Origin of the sequence: Paenibacillus sp. RC84, from assembly GCF_041260495.1 — a bacterium.
GTDB lineage: Bacteria > Bacillota > Bacilli > Paenibacillales > NBRC-103111 > Paenibacillus_F.
Window position 1 is genome coordinate 679,683 of sequence record NZ_JBGBYL010000001.1, and the last position, 18,096, is coordinate 697,778.

Consider the following 18,096-nt stretch of genomic DNA (forward strand, 5'->3'; position numbering starts at 1 on the left):
GCCTTCTCGAAGGCGGTATTTCGCAGCGCCGCGAATTTTTAGCTGACAAGGTGAAGGGCTTGACATCCCATCCGACATCCTTTAATATAAGGACTGTTGCTGGTGTAAAGTGCATAACCTTGACGGAGGCGGGCCCTATGACGGAAGATCGTATTCTGGAGAAAACGAACCGAATTAATCTTCTGTTTGATTTCTACGAGCCCATGCTGACGGACAAACAGCAGGCTGTGCTTAAACTGTACTTTCACGACGATTACTCTCTCGGAGAAATCGCCGAGCAATTCAAGATCAGCCGCCAGGCTGTTTACGAACATGTGAAACGCGCGGAGCAGATGCTCGAAGATTACGAGAGCAAACTTCTGCTGCTGACGAAACACGAACGCCGCTTGAAGCTTTTGAGCGAGGCGGAGGAGTTGCTCCTCCAGTCGCCGGGCGACCTTGCGGACCGGGCCGCGGATTACATGCGCCGGATCGTTCATACGGAATAGAACGAATAACTCTGCCGAGGCAGAGACCCATACATGTAAGAAGACGCAAGTTCAAAGCAATTGAAACAAGCAGGGAAAGGAGGCGGTTTAGATGGCATTCGAAGGATTAACCGGCAGGCTGCAGGGCGTATTCGACAAGCTGCGGGGCAAAGGCAAACTGACGGAAGAAGATGTGAGCGAGGCGCTTCGCGAAGTGCGTCTGGCCCTTCTGGAAGCCGACGTTAACTTCAAAGTAGTCAAAGACTTCATCGCCAAGGTGAAAGAGCGCGCGGTCGGACAAGACGTGATGAAAAGCTTCACCCCCGGCATGGTCGTCATCGACATCGTAAACAAAGAGCTTACCGACCTTATGGGCGGAACGCACACGAAGCTGGCCAAAGCGAACAAACCGCCTACCGTTATTATGATGGTCGGTTTGCAGGGTGCGGGTAAAACGACAACGTCCGGCAAGCTGGCTAAAATGCTGCAGAAGCAAAATCACAAGCCGCTGCTGGTTGCCTGCGATATTTACCGGCCCGCTGCCATCAAGCAGCTGCAGGTGTTGGGCGAGCAGCTGAAGGTTCCCGTGTTTTCCATGGGCGACCAGGTCAGCCCCGTCGAAATCGCGAAGAACGGGCTTCAGTTCGCCAAGGACAACAACAACGACTACGTGATCGTCGATACGGCCGGACGGCTGCACATTGACGAAGCGCTTATGGATGAGCTGAAAAATGTGCGCGAAGCCGTCGGCCCGCACGAAACGCTGCTGGTCGTCGACGCGATGACGGGGCAGGATGCCGTTAACGTGGCCGAAAGCTTCCACAAGCAGCTGGAACTGACGGGTGTCGTCCTGACTAAGCTCGACGGCGATACGCGCGGCGGTGCCGCACTATCGGTCAAAGCCGTTACCGGCTGTCCCATCAAGTTCGCCGCAATGGGCGAGAAAATGGACGCGCTGGAGCCTTTCTATCCGGAGCGGATGGCTTCGAGGATTCTCGGCATGGGCGATATGCTCACCCTGATCGAGAAGGCGCAGGCGGGTATCGACGCGGATAAAGCCAAGGAAATGGAACGCAAGATGCGTAATGCCGAGTTCACGTTCGACGATTTCCTCGAACAGATGGAACAGGTGAAGAAGCTCGGTCCGCTGGACCAGCTGCTGGATATGCTCCCCGGAGCCGGCAAAATGAAAGGCATGAAAGACCTGAAAGTCGATGATAAACAGATGGGCCGTGTCGAGGCCATCGTTAAATCGATGACGAAGGAAGAGAAACGCAAGCCTGAAATCATTAATGCCAACCGGCGCAAACGCATCGCGCTCGGCAGCGGCAATTCCGTTCAGGATGTCAACCGGCTGCTGAAGCAGTTTGAAGACATGCGCAAAATGATGAAGCAGTTCTCGGGCATGATGAATCCCAAAGCCATGAAGAACATGAAAAAGCTGGGCAAAGGGTTCAAGTTTCCGTTCGGTTAACGGCCGGCGGTTTCGATACAAGGCGTTTATTCTATGTGGGAGGTGATATTCATGGCAGTTCGTATTCGTTTGAAGCGTATGGGTGCTCACAAAGCTCCTTTTTATCGTGTAGTTGTTTCCGATTCCCGCTCTCCGCGTGACGGACGTTTTATCGAGGAGATCGGTTACTATAACCCGGTAGCTCAACCTGCAGTCGTTAAAATCGACGAGGAGAAAGCACTGAAATGGCTCCAAAACGGCGCGCAAGCGTCCGATACGGTTCGTTCCCTGTTCAGCAAAGCAGGTCTTATGACCAAGTTCCACGAGTCTAAGCTGAAGAAGTAATCCTACCCAGGCATTTCGGAGGTCTTTATGAAAGAGGTCATTACCGTTATCGCGAAGGCACTCGTGGATCATCCGGAAGACGTGCGTGTGAATGCGTTGGAAGGCGAGAACAGTGTCGTTTATGAACTGTCCGTACACCCGGGTGATGTCGGTAAAGTTATCGGCAAACAGGGGCGTATCGCCAAAGCTCTTCGCACAGTCGTCACGTCAGCTGCAGTTAAGGAAAACAAACGGGTTACCGTTGAAATTATGTCATAGAGGAAAAGGTTAGGATCATTCCTAGCCTTTTTCTTGCATCTGAACACGAGAAACCGTTTCCTGCCGGAAGGGCGTCCGAGGAAACAAGACCGGACAGGCGGACGGAACCCGGTTTTGATCATTTTCGGCGTCCGGGATCGGAACAAGTATGGAAACGGGACAGAGGTGGAAAAATAAAGGATATGAGCGATAAATTATATACGGTCGGGACCATCGTCAACACGCACGGTCTGCGAGGAGAACTGAAAGTTGTGCCGCACACGGATTTTGCCGAGCAGCGTTTTGCAGACGGCAGCAAGCTGGTCATCGAGGATGCCAAAGGTAAACTTACACCGGTGACCATTAAAAGCACGCGGCTGCACAAAAATATGTACATCGCTCAGTTCAAGGAGTTTTCTCACATCAACGAGGTTGAAATTTTCAAGAGCTCCCTGCTGCGGGTGGAAGAAAAATACCTGGAAAGTCTGAATGAGGACGAGTACTATTATCACGAGATTTTAGGCTGTCGGGTCCTGACTGAAGAAGGTGAAGAACTCGGCACGATTCAGGAAATTCTGACGCCGGGCGCGAACCATGTTTGGGTAGTAGGCAGGCCGAATAAAAAACAGCTGCTTCTCCCTGTGATCGACGACGTAGTGCTGGATGTGAACGTGGAAGAGAAGATCGTAACGGTTCATCTTCTGGAGGGGCTGCTCGATTTATGAATATAGACGTACTGACTCTGTTTCCTGCCATGTTTGAAGGCGTATTTACGTCGAGCATTTTGGGCAAAGCCCGGGAAAAAGGCATCGTGAATCTGTCCACCGTAAATTTCAGGGATTTTGCAGGCAACAAGCATAACACGGTGGATGACTATCCTTATGGCGGCGGCGGGGGAATGGTGCTTAAACCGGATCCGATCTTTGCGGCGGTAGAGTCCCTGCTTGATGTGCCTTCGAGCGGCTCGGAAACGGCCGGAGAGCCGGTTTCGGCGGGTGCCAAGCCGCGTGTCATTCTGATGTGTCCCCAAGGCGAGACGTTTACCCAGCGGAAGGCCGAAGAGTTGTCCCGGGAAGAACATCTTATTTTTATTTGCGGGCACTATGAGGGCTACGACGAACGGATACGGGAGCATCTCGTGACGGACGAGCTGTCTATCGGCGACTATGTGCTCACGGGCGGAGAGCTTCCGGCCATGGTGGTGATCGACAGTGTCGTGCGTCTGCTTCCCGGCGTACTGGGCAACGAGCAGTCGGCGGTGACGGATTCCTTCAGCACAGGCCTCCTGGAGTATCCGCACTACACGCGTCCCGTTGAGTTCAGGGGATGGACCGTCCCGGATGTGCTGATTTCGGGCCATCACGCGAACATTACCGAATGGCGCCGGCTGCAGTCGCTTTACCGTACGTTCAAACGCAGGCCCGAACTGCTTGAGAATGCCGAGCTGACGGACAAAGAGAAACGCTGGCTGCGTGAGAAAATGGCCGAGGAAGAGGGACAGCAGGGCTGAAAATCACTCGAAATTGGGGATTTTTTACAGCTGTTTCGAATCTTTTCTACCAAAACAGAAAATACGAACGATTTTGGTTGTTTTTCTGTTGAACGTATGATAGAATATCCAATGTTGTGTTGTTTGAATCGGGTGGTCCTCTACGCATACAAACATGGTTTGACAGCTAAGAGATGGCGGAATGAACACCTATTGTGGAAGGAGGGAATCTTAAATGAATCTCATTCAGGAAATTACGAAAGAACAATTGCGTTCTGATATCCCGAGCTTTCGTCCCGGCGATACTTTGAAAGTATTTGTAAAAGTAATCGAGGGATCCCGCGAACGCGTTCAGCTGTTCGAAGGTGTCGTGATCAAGCGTCGCGGCGGCGGAATCAGCGAAACGTTTACAGTTCGTAAAATTTCTTACGGCGTTGGCGTGGAAAGAACACTTCCGCTTCATTCTCCGAAGATTGAAAAGATTGAAGTAGCTCGTCGTGGTAAAGTTCGTCGTGCGAAACTTTACTACCTGCGCGGTCTTCGCGGTAAAGCGGCTAGAATTAAAGAAATTCGATAATAAAGACCGAGGGGGCTTGTTTTCAAGTCCCCTTTTAGTTTCTTAAAAGCTCATGTTCATTTGATCAGGAAATGGGGTTTGGATGATGGAGAGAAGAGAGCAGGAAGTTTCGGCCGAAACCGAAAATGCGGCAGCTCCGGCGAAAAATCCCGTAAAAAAGGAAGCGTGGGAATGGATCAAAGCCCTGCTTATCGCTGCCGTTCTTGTATTTTTGATTCGTTGGCTGCTGTTTGCCCCCTTCATCGTCGAAGGTCCCTCCATGGAACCGAACTTTCATACGGGTGAGCGGTTAATCGTAAATAAGATCAAGTATAAATTCAGTGAACCTAAACGGGGCGAAGTCATCGTACTTCATGCGCCGGAAGGCATTGATTATATCAAGCGGGTCGTGGCTATGCCAGGAGAAACGATCAAGGTGGACGGCGACAAGGTATACATCAACGATAAGGTCATTGAAGAGCCTTACATAAAAGAAGCCATAGATAATGCGGTAAAAGAAGGGCATGCTTATAACAGGCGCAATTTCCCCGAAGCGGGCAGCGAGGGCACGACGGAGATTAAAGTGCCGGACAACTCCGTATTCGTTATGGGGGATAACCGCTCCAACAGTAAGGACAGCCGTTTCGCAGAACTCGGGTTTGTTTCATACGATAAAATAGTCGGCCGTGCGGATCTGGTGTTCTGGCCCCTAAATAAAGCAGGTTTCGTGCACTTCTGATGAAGAAGTGCTCGTTTTGTATGCAGAGGTGATAGGATGACGATTCAATGGTTTCCCGGCCATATGACCCGGGCAAGAAGACAAATCGAAGATAAATTGAAGCTCATCGACGTGGCTATTGAGCTGCTCGACGCGCGGATTCCGATGTCCAGCCGCAATCCCATGGTCGATGATATTCTGAAGGGAAAGCCGCGCCTCGTTCTTTTGAATAAGGCGGATCTGGCGGACCCCGCGATTACGGCGGAATGGGTGAAGTATTTTACGGACCAAGGCTTGAAAGCTTTGCCGATTGATGCTTCTTCCGGTACCGGAGTGAAAGAGATTTTACCGAGATGCAAAGAACTCATGAGCGCCAAAATCGAAACCCAGCTTCGTAAAGGCATCAACCCTCGGGCCATACGGGGACTCATTGTGGGAATTCCGAACGTGGGGAAATCCACTCTGATTAACCAGCTGGCAGGACGGAAAATTGCGAATACCGGTGATAAGCCGGGCGTCACGAAAGGCCAGCAATGGATTAAATTCGGAACGGATATGGACCTTCTCGATACGCCGGGAATTTTGTGGCCGAAATTCGATGACCAGAACGTGGGCATGAAGCTGGCGGCAACGGGTGCGATTAAGGAAGAAATTCTGCATCTTGACGATATCGCCTTTCATACGATCCGTTACATGACCGAGTACTACGGTGAACGTCTTAAGGAGCGCTACGGAATCGAGGAGCTTCCCGCGGACAGCGAGAATCCTAACGAAGTTATCGAAGTCATGGAGACCATCGGCCGAAAGCGCGGAGCTATAATCAGCGGCGGACGCGTCGATCTCGACAAGACCTCCCTGCTGTTTTTGCGCGAACTTCGTTCCGGCAAGTTAGGGCGGGTTTCGCTGGAAGTGCCGGAAGAGTATCTGTAAGGTGCCGGCTGTCTTTTACAGCCATGTGATAGGACAAAGCAGCTAAACGTGCACAGTCTTCTTCGAAAACGAAGAGGATTGGTCGCACGTTTTTTGTTGTTTATAGGGGACAATGTGTCGTTTCTTCCGGTATAATGGAGAACGGGAGGAGATTGCAGCCATGCTTCAGGAAGAAACAGGATTATGGGAGAAAGGCTACTCCCGCATAGCGGGTGTGGATGAAGTCGGACGCGGCTGTTTATTCGGAGATGTCGTTGCGGCCGCCGTCATTATGCCCCAGGGCTTAATATTGGAAGGCGTGGACGATTCCAAAAAGCTTTCCGAGAAAAAACGCGAAGAATTGTATGATGTGATCATGAAAGAAGCGATTGCCGTGGGCATCGGTACGATAGATGTAAAAACGATTGACGAAATCAACATTAAACAGGCTTCCAGGCTGGCCATGAAACTAGCGGTGGAGCAGCTTAACCCCGCACCCGATTTTTTACTCGTCGACGCGGAAAAAGTGGATCTGAACACCCGGCAGATGGCGATCATTCACGGGGATGCGACGAGCCAGTCGATTGCGGCTGCCTCGATTATCGCCAAGGTTACCCGGGACCGGATGTGCCGGGAATGGGATAAGCTTCATCCGGAATACGGCATTGCCAAGCACAAGGGATACGCGACCCGGCAGCATAGGGAAATGCTGATCGAATACGGGCCGACGCCTCTGCACCGCAAGCTTTTTATCCGTAATGTCATGGTTATGCAGCAGGAGTTATTTTAATCGAGATTCCGGCCGATATATACATAAAGAACGCGAAAACGAAAGGCGGGTCGGCGTGAACATTAGCGGATTGATTCGTGGTTTGGCCGGCGGTATGCAGGCGGCGGAGTCCAAAACATTGGAGTTGAAGCCCGGACAAGTTGTCAAGGGTGTGGTTTTGCAGGTTTACGATAATCAGGAAGCCCAAATGTCCATCGACGGCGTACAAGTGAGGGCCAAGCTGGAGACTCCCCTGGCGCCCGGGCAGACCGCGTGGCTGCAGGTGCAGCCGGAAAGCACGGGTGGACAGGTCGTTCTTAAACCGGCAGCGGGACCGGCTGTGCCGGCGACACAAGAAGAGATCGGACAAATGCTGAAGCAGACGGGGTTGAAAGATACGGCGGTGAACCGCGAGCTTGTCCAGATGATGAAGCAGCAGGGTATCCCGCTGACGAAGGAAGCGGCAGCGCCGCTCCAAGAGATCATGAGCAGGATTCCGGCTTCCGTGAAGCCCGAGCAGTGGGTGCAGGCCGTGGGCGTGGCGGTAAGCAAGGGCCTTCCTTTGACTGCGGACACGGTAGGAGCCATTCACCAAGCTTTATTCGGCAAGCCGTTCGGAGAAACGCTGCAAAATCTGGCTCAGACATTAAGCGGGCTGCTGCAAAACGGCGGTCTGGCCGAAGGAACAAACGGCAGCGGAGAAAAATTGCTCCGGCAGTTAGCCGATGTTTTGCGGACGATGCAGGATACAACAGCGGAGGTGGGGGGGGAACCGGCCTCGAACGGAACGGCGTCCCCTTTGGAAAACGGAACCGGCAAGCCGGGACCGGCAGCGGGAATGTCCACGGCAAATTCCGGAGGCGGTACGGGAACCGCCGGGCAGGCGGATACACGCCAGCCGGGAGGAATTCGCCCCGATGGAAGCGGCGGTACTGCGCAGGCCGCCGGTCAAGGCCGCCAGGTGCTGCCGGGGACATCGGGCTTGCCGCAGCCTGCGGCAGGAGTGCCCGCTGATGGCAGCGTACGGCTGACGCCGTCTGCCGCAGGTATGCAGGCTGGCGCTGCCGCGGAGCTGCCGCAAGGAGCGGGCCGGCCTGCTGCGGGGGCATCCGCGCCAGGTACGCAGACGCAGGCTGCCGGCGGCACGTCCGCCGGGCAGACAGCGGCGCAAGCGGGCGGCGGCGCTCCAGCCGCAGCTCCCGGCACGCCTGCCGGCGGTCCGGCAGGGCTGACGCCTGCCTCGGGACGCCCCGCCGCAGGCGGGGAGCCGCCTGCACAGGCGTCGCCCGGCACGGCTGCCGCCGGCGTCGCGCGGCCTGACGGCGCGGCAGCCCAGCCGCAGCCCGGGCTGCCGGCAAGCGCGCCGCGCGCGGCGGCCGATGCCCAAGCGGCGCAGGCAGCCGCCAGCCCGGACGGCGCCGCCGAGGCGGACGCCGCACGTGCGGCCGCTGCGGGCGATCAGCGCCCGGCGGCCGGCAGCGGCTGGGTGCGCGAGCTGTTGCGGGCGGTGGGCGTCGACCACGAAAGCCGCCTCCTGAGGCAGCCGGGCAACCCCACGCACGCAAGCGGGGCACACTTGGTCGCGGCCGGCGAAGGGCAGGCTGCGGCGCTCAAGGCGGACAGCGCCGAGACGCTCAAGAGCCTGCTGCTCCAGCTGACGGCGGCCGACGATCTCCCAGCTCCGATCCGGGAGTCGGCACAGCAGGCTCTGCAGCAGATTACCGGGCAGCAGCTGCTGCTTTCGCCGGACCGCAGCGGGGTGTTTACGCATGTGACGCTGTTTGTCCCGCTTCTCGGCGCGGACGGGCAGCCCACGGCAGCCGTTCACATCCAATCCCGCAAGGGCAAACGCGGAGAACTGGATGCGGAGAACTGCCGTCTTTTGTTCGACCTGCAAATGAAATCGATGGGCCACACACTGGTGGACGTCGGTGTAATGAACAGAATGGTCAGTCTTCAAGTGTTTAATGACAAGCCGATAATCGGCGAGCTGCTGAACGGCTCCAAAGAAGAGATTGCAGCGGCCTTGGATAAACTGGGTTATCAGTTTCTCTCTATGAAAACAGCGGAATATCCGAAGGCGTCGGGAAGTTTCACGGGCGGGGATTCCGGCTCTTCCCTAAGCGCGGTTATGATGGATACCATCGTGCCGGGAGAAGCCTACCGGGGAGTGGATCTGCGCATATGAATTTTTCTGCCAAGCAAGGCCAGACTCCGTCAAACTCAGGTCCCTCCAAGGAAACGGCTGACGGAGAAGGTGCGGGAACCCATGCGATCCGCAAAGCGGTTGCCCTGAAATATGCGCCCGGAGAGCAGAAAGCGCCTACGGTCATTGCGAAAGGGAAAGGCAAAGTCGCCGAGGCGATTGTCGAGAAGGCAAGGGAGAACGGAGTTCCCGTACAGGAAGACGCTTCACTTGTGGAAGTACTCTCGAAGCTGGAGCTCGATCAAGAAATACCGGGGGAGCTCTATCAGCTTGTCGCCGAGGTGCTCAGTTACATTTACCGGTCGGACAACCGGATGAAGGAAATGAGAGACAGTCAGCGGAAGGGGCTGTAACATGGCGTTTTCGCCTTTATCCCGAAAAGATCTGGGGCGGTACGGCGAGCAGAGAGCGGAAGAGTATTTAGCCGCTCAAGGTTACGGTATTGCAGCCCGCAATTGGCGCTGCCGCTCGGGTGAGATCGATCTTATAGCCGAAGCGGACGATCAGCTGGTTTTTGTCGAAGTGCGTACGCGCAGGCTTACGGGACGGTTCGGTACGGCGAAAGAATCCGTGGACGCCCGGAAACAGCTGAAAGTGCGTCAGATCGCACAAATGTACCTGTATGCCGCCAAGCAGAGCGAACGAAAGGTGAGATTTGATGTGATCACGGTCGAGCTGACACCTGAAGGAGAGTTTAACCGTCTGGAGCATCTGCCGGGAGCGTTTTGAATGAACGGTTTGAAAGTTCATAAGTTCGGTTCGAAACTGCAGGCCGGACATACAGATGATCGTGAGAAAAGGCACCCGTCGCTTGAACGGGCGCCTTTTCTTGTTTTCGTACCGTATGAAATCCCCGTGGGTTAGCTGAAACGCCCCATGAAGGTGATCAATCACAAGTTGTTTTGCATGCGGTAAGGGATTGCAGCGAATTTTTGTCACGTATTGGAGCTTCGCTTTTGCGGTATTTTTGCGTGATTTTGAAATGACGGCTGCATTGCGCTAGAGTCTCTAAAAAGCCCCTCCCGTTCCGGGACGATTTCTCGCTTGCACCGCTAGAGGGAATAAGATTTGTCCAGATTTCTATATTGGATCGCTTCGGCAATGTGTCCGTAAGTAATCCCGTCGCTTGTTTCCAGATCCGCGATCGTCCGCGCGATTTTCAAAATCCGGTCATGTGCCCGCGCGCTTAAGCGGAGCCGGTCGAATGTCTGGCGGAGAAGGTCTTCGGCTTCGGGCGGCAGTACGCAGTATTTACGAAGCCATTTGCCGCCGAGCTCTGCGTTAAAACGCATAAAACTGCCTTCATAACGAAGCTGCTGCCTTCGGTGAGCGGCAAATACCTGCCGGCGCATGTCTTCAGAGGAAAGCGAAGGGCGCTTGTCCGTCATGGCGGTATAGTCCAGCCGGGGAACTTCTACATGCAAATCAATCCGATCAAGGAGAGGTCCTGAAATGCGCGCTCTGTACTGTCTGATTTTAAGCGGAGAACAGATGCAGCTTTGTTCGGCGGTCTCGGTTCCGTAAAATCCGCACTGGCAGGGGTTCATGGATGCGGCAAGCAGGAACCCGGACGGAAAGGTGAAGGAGGCGCGTGCCCGCCCTATGGTTACCTTACGGTCTTCCAACGGCTGACGCAGCACTTCCAGCACGCTCCGCGAAAACTCGGGAAGCTCATCCAGAAAAAGGACGCCTTGGTGAGCCAGGCTTACCTCGCCGGGCCTTGGTACGGAGCCGCCGCCAATGAGGCCGGCCGCCGAAACGGTGTGATGAGGCGAGCGGTAGGGCCTTTGCCGCATAAACCGGCTGATCGTGCCCAATTTTCCCGATACGCTGTAAATTTTCGTCACCTCAAGCGCTTCTTCGTCGGACAGAGGCGGAAGTATACCGGAAATCCGGCGGGCCAGCATCGTTTTGCCCGTGCCGGGAGGGCCGATAAATAAAATATTGTGCATACCGGCCGCAGCAATCATGATGGCTCTCTTGGCGTGATGCTGTCCGATTACATCGGCATAATCATCGGAGGCCGCCACGGGGGCGTGCATCTCGGCAGGGACATCGGTCCGGGCGGGAAGAGCTTCGCAGGGGAAGGATACTGAAGCGGATCCGATTTCCGAAAGGGATGCGCCGTCTGCTGTCACGCCTCGCTTGCAGGGGGCCACCAGCTCGCTCAGACTGCTTATCCCCTGGACTTCAGTCCCTGAAATCAGGCGGGCTTCGTCCACATTGGCCAAGGGCAGCAGAACGTGCCGGATTCCTTTCCTTCGGGCGGCATCGACCATGGACAGCACCCCCGGTACGGGGCGGAGGCCGCCGTCAAGCGCCAGTTCTCCGACGAGCAGACAACCGCTTATGCCGGGCAGCTGAATCTGGCCGCTGGTCAGCAGAATACCGGCAGCAATAGCGAGGTCGAAGGAGGCGCCTTCTTTTCTCAGATCGGCTGGGGCCAGATTGACCGTAATACGTTCAAGAGGAAACTGAAACCCGCAGTTTTTGATGGCGGAGCGTACACGGTCGATCGATTCTCTGACGGCGGTGTCGGGAAGTCCGACCACGTTGATTTGGGGGAGCCCGTTTGCGATATCGATTTCCACCTCGATGCAGATTCCGTCGATTCCGTGCAGGCATGCCCCGGTTACTTTACCATACATGTAAAAACACCTTCTCCCTTCGCAGTGGACAGGTCAAAGGTGCTTCCTTATGATCCGTTTCGTTGTTATTTCATGGTTATTTGGTTAGTATACCAAAAATACCCAGACATGAAAATGTTCTTTTAGCTGCGGATAATTGGTCATACTAACTCCGAGGTGATTGATATGCAGGATAAACCGTATTTCTGCCCGAACTGCCGCTCCAACCGGGTCAAGTTCAGTCTTATGACCAGCTATTCGCAGCCTTTTGTGAAAGACGCTCTCACGGGAGTCGTCACGGAATCCAGTGAAGCGAACGCGATTGCCGAGAGCGAGCCGACGATACAGTGCCAGGTATGCAGCTTTGTCGGTAACGAGATGCGATTCGTCAAGCAGGCGGAGCGCGAGCCCCGCACTGTGACCCAGGTCAACCCGACTTACGTATAGGCAGTTGTGCATTCAAGCGCTTCCGGAACCGGACGGGGATGGAAGTGCTTTTTTCATGAAGAGGGTGGAAGAAGAGTTAACGATTTCCTGAGCAATTAGAAAAAACGATTTCTTTTTTAAAAAGAGAGGAAACTGTCGACAAAAAGTGATACAATTATCGATGGCAAATGTTTGTCCGGACCCAAAAAGAGCCGGGCAGGATTTCCCCTGTCAAACGGCGAATACCCTACGTTGATTATGCGGATAGATTCGAAGCTTGAATGAGGTTTCGTGCATACAGGGAGAAACAATACGTTTAGGAGGATTTGCAAATGAATATCCATGAGTATCAAGGCAAAGAAGTCCTGAAGCAGTACGGCGTTGTCGTACCCCAGGGCAAAGTGGCGTTTTCCGTGGATGAAGCGGTCGAAGCAGCTAAAGAGCTGGGCACTCAGGTCGTAGTTGTCAAAGCGCAAATTCATGCAGGCGGCCGCGGTAAAGCGGGCGGCGTGAAAGTAGCTAAAAATCTGGACGAAGTCCGGACTTATGCGGAGCAAATCCTGGGCAAGGTGCTGGTCACTCACCAAACCGGTCCTGAAGGCAAGGAAGTTAAACGCCTGCTCATCGAGCAAGGCTGCGATATCAAGAAAGAGTACTACATAGGCGTAGTTGTCGACCGTGGAACGGGCCGTGTTACGATGATGGCTTCCGAAGAAGGCGGTATGGACATCGAGGAAGTGGCGGCTAACACTCCGGAGAAGATTTTCAAAGAAATCGTCGATCCGGCAATCGGCCTGCAAGCTTTCCAAGCTCGCAAACTGGCTTATGCCATCAAAATTCCTCAAGAACTCGTGAATAAAGCGGTTAAGTTCATGCTTGCCCTTTACACCGCGTTCGTTGAAAAAGATTGCTCCATTGCCGAAATCAATCCGCTCGTCGTAACCGGCGACGGAAACGTAATGGCGCTTGACGCGAAACTTAACTTCGATTCCAACGCACTGTTCCGTCATAAAGACATTCTGGATCTGCGCGACCTCGAAGAAGAAGACGAGAAGGAAATCGAAGCTTCCAAATATGACCTCAGCTACATCGCCCTGGACGGCAATATCGGCTGTATGGTTAACGGCGCAGGACTTGCCATGGCTACGATGGATATCATCAAGCACTACGGCGGAGACCCGGCTAACTTCCTTGACGTAGGGGGCGGTGCTACGAAAGAGAAAGTTACCGAAGCGTTCAAAATCATTCTTTCCGACTCGAAAGTAAAAGGCATTTTCGTCAATATTTTCGGTGGAATCATGAGATGTGACATTATTGCCGAAGGCGTTGTCGCCGCAGCCAAGGAATTGGGTCTGGACCGTCCGCTTGTCGTTCGTCTGGAAGGCACCAACGTGGATCTCGGCAAGAAAATCCTGAATGAATCCGGACTGAACATCGTTTCCGCGGATTCGATGGCTGACGGCGCACAGAAAATCGTTGCGCTCGTTAAGTAATTCCGGTCATTGAGTACAAGCTTTCTTTTCTTCAAAAAATTCAGGGGATGTGAATAATTACCATGTCTATTTTGATTGATAAAAACACAAAAGTCATTACCCAAAACATGACGGGTAAGACCGGTATGTTCCATACACTCGGCGGTCTTGAATATGGTACGCAAATGGTAGCCGGCGCGGTTCCGGGAAAAGGCGGCACGAAAGTCGATTTCACGCTTGAAAACGGCTCTACCGTTACTCTTCCGGTTTATAACACCGTACAAGAAGCGAAGGACGCGACAGGTGCCACGGCATCCGTTATTTACGTTCCTCCGGCTTTCGCGGCCGATTCCATCATGGAAGCCGTTGACGCGGATCTTGATCTTGTCATCTGTATCACCGAAGGTATTCCGGTTCTTGACATGGTGAAAGTTGCCCGTTATATGGAAGGCAAACGCACCCGTCTGATCGGACCGAACTGTCCGGGTGTCATTACGCCGGGCGAATGCAAAATCGGTATTATGCCGGGCTACATTCATACTCCGGGCCACGTGGGCGTAGTATCCCGCTCCGGTACCCTGACGTATGAAGCGGTTCACCAGCTTACAACCCGCGGCATCGGCCAGTCTTCCGCAGTAGGTATCGGCGGCGACCCGGTTAAAGGCTCCGAGTTTATCGACATTCTTCGACTGTTCAACGAAGATCCGGACACCTATGCAGTCATCATGATCGGTGAAATCGGCGGTTCCGCTGAAGAAGAAGCGGCCGAGTGGATTAAAGCGAACATGACGAAGCCGGTTGTCGGCTTCATCGGCGGTAAAACAGCGCCTCCGGGAAAACGTATGGGCCACGCAGGCGCCATCATTTCCGGCGGTAAAGGCACAGCGGCTGAGAAAGTGGCGACACTCGAAGCTTGCGGTATCCGCGTAGCGGCGACTCCTTCCGAAATGGGCTCCACTCTCGTGAGCGTCCTGGAAGAAAAAGGCCTGCTGGAAAAATGCATCACTAAAAAATAATAGAGCCGCCGGTTTCGGCGCTTTTATGGATGGTAAGCAACCTTCCAGTTCCCGTTGGGAATTGGAAGGTTTTTTTGTTTAGGTCTGTAAAATTTGTGAATGACAAGGGAGTGTTTTATACTATGGAGAATCGCTCTGTACTTATCGGGCTTCACGGCATAACCGGAGTGGGATGGAAGACCATTGATCTGCTGGTCCGCTCATGTTCCGATTTGAAGGATTTGCTGCTCTGGTCAGCCGGCGAATACGCCAGGCTTGGCCTTCCGGCAGCCAGAATCCAGCGGTTAATAGATGAATTGACTCCATTTAAAATTGAAGCTTCATTAGAAAAGTACGAGTCGCTCGGCATCGGCATTCTGACCCGCTTCGATCCCGGCTACCCGCGGCTGCTCGAAGAAACCGCTCAGCCCCCGTGGATCCTCTACTGCAGAGGCCGGCAGGAGGTTCTGCAAAGACCGGCCCTCGCGGTCGTCGGCACGCGGACACCGACCGCCTACGGGCGGAAAGCCGCGCGGGAACTCAGTCTGGCTTTGTCCGCCGCGGGCTTTGTTGTCGTAAGCGGTTTGGCGCGGGGCATTGATGCGGAGGCTCACCACGGGGCCAAAGACGGAGCGGGCGGAACGGTTGCCGTGCTCGGTGTGCCGCCGGACCGGATTTATCCGCCGGAGCATACGAGACTGCATGAGGAAATCATCGCCTGCGGAGGTCTCGTCGTATCCGAGTACCCGCTCGGTACAGTTCCGCACCCGGGATTATTTCCGATGCGCAATCGGGTGATTGCCGGCGTCAGTCTGGGTGTGATCGTGGTGGAGGCGGCCGAGAGAAGCGGCTCCTTGATTACGGCGGATCTCGCCCTGGAGGAATCAAGGGATGTGTTTGCCGTCCCGGGTCCCATCCATTCTCCCAAGAGCAGAGGAGCGCTATCGCTTATCAAGCAGGGGGCCAAAATGGTGACGGATCCCCGGGACGTTTACGAAGAATATATGCATTTGATGTCCTCCCTGAGTGGACAATTGGGAGTCTCGGCTCAGCAGGCTTCCATGCCGTCACTGGACCAACAGCTGACAGAAGACGAGTCGATTCTTTATCGATTGCTGTCGAGCGTGCCTGTCCCAATTGACGTCCTCCTGGAGCAGACTCAATTTACGTTTGGACATTTGCATTCAGTTCTGATATCCTTGCTATTGAAAAAGGTGATAGCGGAGCTTCCAGGCTCTTCTTACGTTTCCATATGAAATTTCTATTAAAAACGATGATGATATACATGCAGCAGCAGATGACACTGAGGGGAGGAGCATTCGACCGATGGCAGACTCATTAGTGATTGTAGAATCACCGGCTAAGGCCAAAACGATCGGTAAATATTTGGGAAGTAAATATATTGTAAAAGCGTCGATGGGTCATATTCGGGACCTGCCGAAAAGCCAGATCGGTGTGGAGGTTGAACGCGACTTCGAACCGAAATACATTACGATCCGCGGTAAAGGCTCCGTTTTGAAAGAATTGAAGGATGCCAGCAAAAAAGTGAAAAAAGTTTATCTCGCAGCTGACCCGGATCGCGAAGGGGAGGCTATCGCCTGGCATCTGGCGCACTATCTGGAGTTAAACGATACCGATAACTGCCGCGTCGTATTCAATGAGATTACGAAGCAGGCGGTTAAAGACGCATTCAAAACACCGCGCCCGATTAACATCGATCTGGTGAACGCGCAGCAAGCCCGGCGTATACTCGACAGGCTTGTGGGATACAAGATCAGTCCTCTTCTATGGAAGAAAGTCAAAAAGGGCTTATCCGCCGGACGCGTCCAATCCGTAGCCGTCAAACTCATTATGGACCGGGAAAACGAAATCAAGGCTTTCGTTCCCGAAGAGTACTGGACCATTACCGCCATGCTCGAGGCAGGCAAAGCCCACTTCGAAGCGAAATTTTACGGCATGGACGGCGCCAAGAAAGAGCTCGGTTCCGAGGAAGAAGTTCAAGCGGTCCTGAAAGCGATTGAAGGAGCTCCTTTTATCGTGAAGGAAGTGAAAGAAAAAGAACGGCTTCGCAATCCATCGCCGCCATTCATTACAAGTTCGCTTCAACAGGAGGCGGCCCGGAAACTCAATTTCCGTGCAGCCAAAACCATGTCCGTAGCGCAGCAGTTATATGAAGGGATCGATTTGGGCAAGGAAGGTACGGTCGGTTTAATTACTTATATGCGTACCGATTCCACGCGGATTTCTCCGGTAGCCCAGGAAGAAGCCAAGGAATACATCTTGGGCAAATATGGGGAAAGCTTTTATCCGGAAACCCCTCGCGTCTATACGAAGAAGGGCTCCAACACTCAGGATGCGCACGAAGGGATTCGTCCTTCTTCCGTAACGAGGGATCCGGATTCCGTTAAGGAATTTTTGTCGCGGGATCAGTTCCGCTTATACAAGCTGGTGTGGGAACGTTTCGTTGCGAGCCAGATGTCGTCCGCCGTGCTGGACACGATGACCATCGACTTGAACGTCGGAAACACGGTTTTCCGGGCGGTCGGCTCCAAACTCAAGTTTCCGGGATTCATGAAAGTATACGTGGAAGGCAACGATGACGGTACGACGGAAGAAGACAAATTGCTTCCTCCGCTTAAATCCGGAGATCAGGTCGTTTCCGATGAAATTCAACCGAAGCAGCACTTCACCCAACCGCCTCCGCGGTATACGGAAGCCCGTCTCGTACGCGCCCTCGAGGAACTGGGCATCGGGAGGCCGAGTACATACGCCCCGACGCTTGAAACGATCCAGAAGCGGGGATATGTAGCCATTGAGGAAAAGAAGTTCGTGCCCACCGAGCTGGGAGAACTGGTTATCCAACTGATGAGCGAGTTTTTCCCCGAGATTTTGGATGTGGAATTTACCGCACAGATGGAAGAAGAGCTTGACCACGTAGGCGAAGGTAAAGAAAACTGGGTTAAGGTTCTCGACGAATTTTACAGTTCTTTCGAAAAACGGCTGGAGTTCGCCGAGGAAGAAATGAAGGAAATCGAGATCCAGGACGAAGTTTCGGATGAAATTTGTGAGAAGTGCGGTAAACATCTGGTTTATAAAATGGGCCGCTTCGGCAAGTTTCTTGCCTGCTCCGGTTTTCCGGACTGCCGCAACACCAAACCGATCGTCAAGGATATCGGCGTCACGTGTCCGAAATGCAAGGAAGGTAAAGTCGTGGAACGCCGCAGCAAAAAGGGCCGTATTTTCTACGGCTGCGACCATTATCCCGAATGTGACTTCGTGTCTTGGGACAAACCGGTTGCCCAGCCTTGCCCGAACTGCGGCTCGATGATGATCGAGAAGCGAACGAAAACATCCGTCAATCATCAGTGTGTAGAGTGCGGATTTAAAGAAGAAGTGAAAGATGAAGCAAACGACGAAGGCTGATCGG

General features: G+C 53.8%; 20 protein-coding genes. 19 read left to right on the forward strand and 1 reads right to left on the reverse strand.

Annotated features, from left to right (window positions below):
- Positions 1–137 precede the first annotated feature (137 nt).
- From ABH899_RS03130 to ABH899_RS03195, 14 genes are all read left to right on the forward strand, one after another.
- Positions 138–488, forward strand: coding sequence for a putative DNA-binding protein (locus tag ABH899_RS03130; RefSeq protein WP_009673356.1), 351 nt, complete (start codon positions 138–140; stop codon positions 486–488).
- 91 nt (positions 489–579) lie between these two features.
- Positions 580–1,941 carry a signal recognition particle protein gene (gene ffh, locus ABH899_RS03135; protein ID WP_218228498.1) on the forward strand — a complete coding sequence of 454 codons (1,362 nt, stop codon included), beginning with the start codon at positions 580–582 and terminating at the stop codon, positions 1,939–1,941.
- A gap of 51 nt (positions 1,942–1,992) precedes the next feature.
- Positions 1,993–2,265, forward strand: a complete 273-nt coding sequence (gene rpsP, locus ABH899_RS03140; RefSeq protein WP_009673359.1) for a 30S ribosomal protein S16 — start codon at positions 1,993–1,995, stop codon at positions 2,263–2,265.
- 27 nt (positions 2,266–2,292) lie between these two features.
- Positions 2,293–2,523, forward strand: coding sequence for a KH domain-containing protein (locus tag ABH899_RS03145; RefSeq protein WP_369993897.1), 231 nt, complete (start codon positions 2,293–2,295; stop codon positions 2,521–2,523).
- Between the two features lie 182 nt (positions 2,524–2,705).
- Positions 2,706–3,227, forward strand: a complete 522-nt coding sequence (rimM, locus tag ABH899_RS03150; RefSeq protein ID WP_009673377.1) for a ribosome maturation factor RimM — start codon at positions 2,706–2,708, stop codon at positions 3,225–3,227.
- A complete protein-coding gene (trmD, locus tag ABH899_RS03155; RefSeq protein WP_369993900.1) occupies positions 3,224–4,012 on the forward strand; it encodes a tRNA (guanosine(37)-N1)-methyltransferase TrmD in 789 nt (262 codons plus the stop codon). Before rimM ends, trmD begins: the two co-directional genes overlap by 4 nt.
- Positions 4,013–4,226: 214 nt before the next feature.
- The gene (gene rplS / locus ABH899_RS03160; protein ID WP_009673374.1) at positions 4,227–4,568 is read left to right on the forward strand and encodes a 50S ribosomal protein L19; all 342 of its coding nucleotides are present in this window, start codon (positions 4,227–4,229) and stop codon (positions 4,566–4,568) included.
- 82 nt (positions 4,569–4,650) lie between these two features.
- Positions 4,651–5,286: a signal peptidase I gene (lepB, locus tag ABH899_RS03165; protein WP_369993904.1), complete on the forward strand. Its 636-nt coding sequence runs from the start codon at positions 4,651–4,653 to the stop codon at positions 5,284–5,286.
- A 36-nt stretch (positions 5,287–5,322) separates the two neighbouring features.
- Positions 5,323–6,195 carry a ribosome biogenesis GTPase YlqF gene (ylqF, locus tag ABH899_RS03170; protein WP_009673373.1) on the forward strand — a complete coding sequence of 291 codons (873 nt, stop codon included), beginning with the start codon at positions 5,323–5,325 and terminating at the stop codon, positions 6,193–6,195.
- A gap of 112 nt (positions 6,196–6,307) precedes the next feature.
- The gene (locus tag ABH899_RS03175) at positions 6,308–6,964 is read left to right on the forward strand and encodes a ribonuclease HII (protein ID WP_369993907.1); all 657 of its coding nucleotides are present in this window, start codon (positions 6,308–6,310) and stop codon (positions 6,962–6,964) included.
- Between the two features lie 55 nt (positions 6,965–7,019).
- Positions 7,020–9,131 (forward strand): hypothetical protein, encoded by a 2,112-nt coding sequence (locus ABH899_RS03180; protein ID WP_369993910.1) that lies wholly within the window; start codon positions 7,020–7,022, stop codon positions 9,129–9,131.
- Positions 9,128–9,502 (forward strand): EscU/YscU/HrcU family type III secretion system export apparatus switch protein, encoded by a 375-nt coding sequence (locus ABH899_RS03185; protein WP_256123704.1) that lies wholly within the window; start codon positions 9,128–9,130, stop codon positions 9,500–9,502. Before ABH899_RS03180 ends, ABH899_RS03185 begins: the two co-directional genes overlap by 4 nt.
- Position 9,503: 1 nt before the next feature.
- Complete coding sequence (locus tag ABH899_RS03190; protein WP_369993912.1) at positions 9,504–9,878, forward strand: YraN family protein; 375 nt, start codon at positions 9,504–9,506, stop codon at positions 9,876–9,878.
- Positions 9,879–10,013: a hypothetical protein gene (locus tag ABH899_RS03195; protein ID WP_369993915.1), complete on the forward strand. Its 135-nt coding sequence runs from the start codon at positions 9,879–9,881 to the stop codon at positions 10,011–10,013.
- Between the two features lie 188 nt (positions 10,014–10,201).
- Here the strand turns inward: ABH899_RS03195 and ABH899_RS03200 are convergent, their stop codons facing one another.
- Positions 10,202–11,797, reverse strand: a complete 1,596-nt coding sequence (locus ABH899_RS03200) for a YifB family Mg chelatase-like AAA ATPase (protein ID WP_369993917.1) — start codon at positions 11,795–11,797, stop codon at positions 10,202–10,204.
- Positions 11,798–11,962: 165 nt separating this feature from the next.
- Between ABH899_RS03200 and ABH899_RS03205 the strand changes: the two genes are divergently transcribed.
- From ABH899_RS03205 to topA, 5 genes are all read left to right on the forward strand, one after another.
- On the forward strand, positions 11,963–12,223 hold the full coding sequence (locus ABH899_RS03205) for a hypothetical protein (RefSeq protein WP_009674469.1): 261 nt from the start codon (positions 11,963–11,965) through the stop codon (positions 12,221–12,223).
- A gap of 311 nt (positions 12,224–12,534) precedes the next feature.
- Entirely contained in the window at positions 12,535–13,695 is a 1,161-nt protein-coding gene (gene sucC / locus ABH899_RS03210) for an ADP-forming succinate--CoA ligase subunit beta (RefSeq protein WP_009674470.1), read from the forward strand.
- Between the two features lie 62 nt (positions 13,696–13,757).
- Positions 13,758–14,690: a succinate--CoA ligase subunit alpha gene (sucD, locus tag ABH899_RS03215; protein ID WP_217557572.1), complete on the forward strand. Its 933-nt coding sequence runs from the start codon at positions 13,758–13,760 to the stop codon at positions 14,688–14,690.
- A gap of 122 nt (positions 14,691–14,812) precedes the next feature.
- Positions 14,813–15,925: a DNA-processing protein DprA gene (gene dprA / locus ABH899_RS03220; protein ID WP_369993922.1), complete on the forward strand. Its 1,113-nt coding sequence runs from the start codon at positions 14,813–14,815 to the stop codon at positions 15,923–15,925.
- A 70-nt stretch (positions 15,926–15,995) separates the two neighbouring features.
- Positions 15,996–18,092, forward strand: a complete 2,097-nt coding sequence (gene topA / locus ABH899_RS03225) for a type I DNA topoisomerase (RefSeq protein ID WP_009674480.1) — start codon at positions 15,996–15,998, stop codon at positions 18,090–18,092.
- The last annotated feature ends 4 nt before the right edge of the window (positions 18,093–18,096 follow it).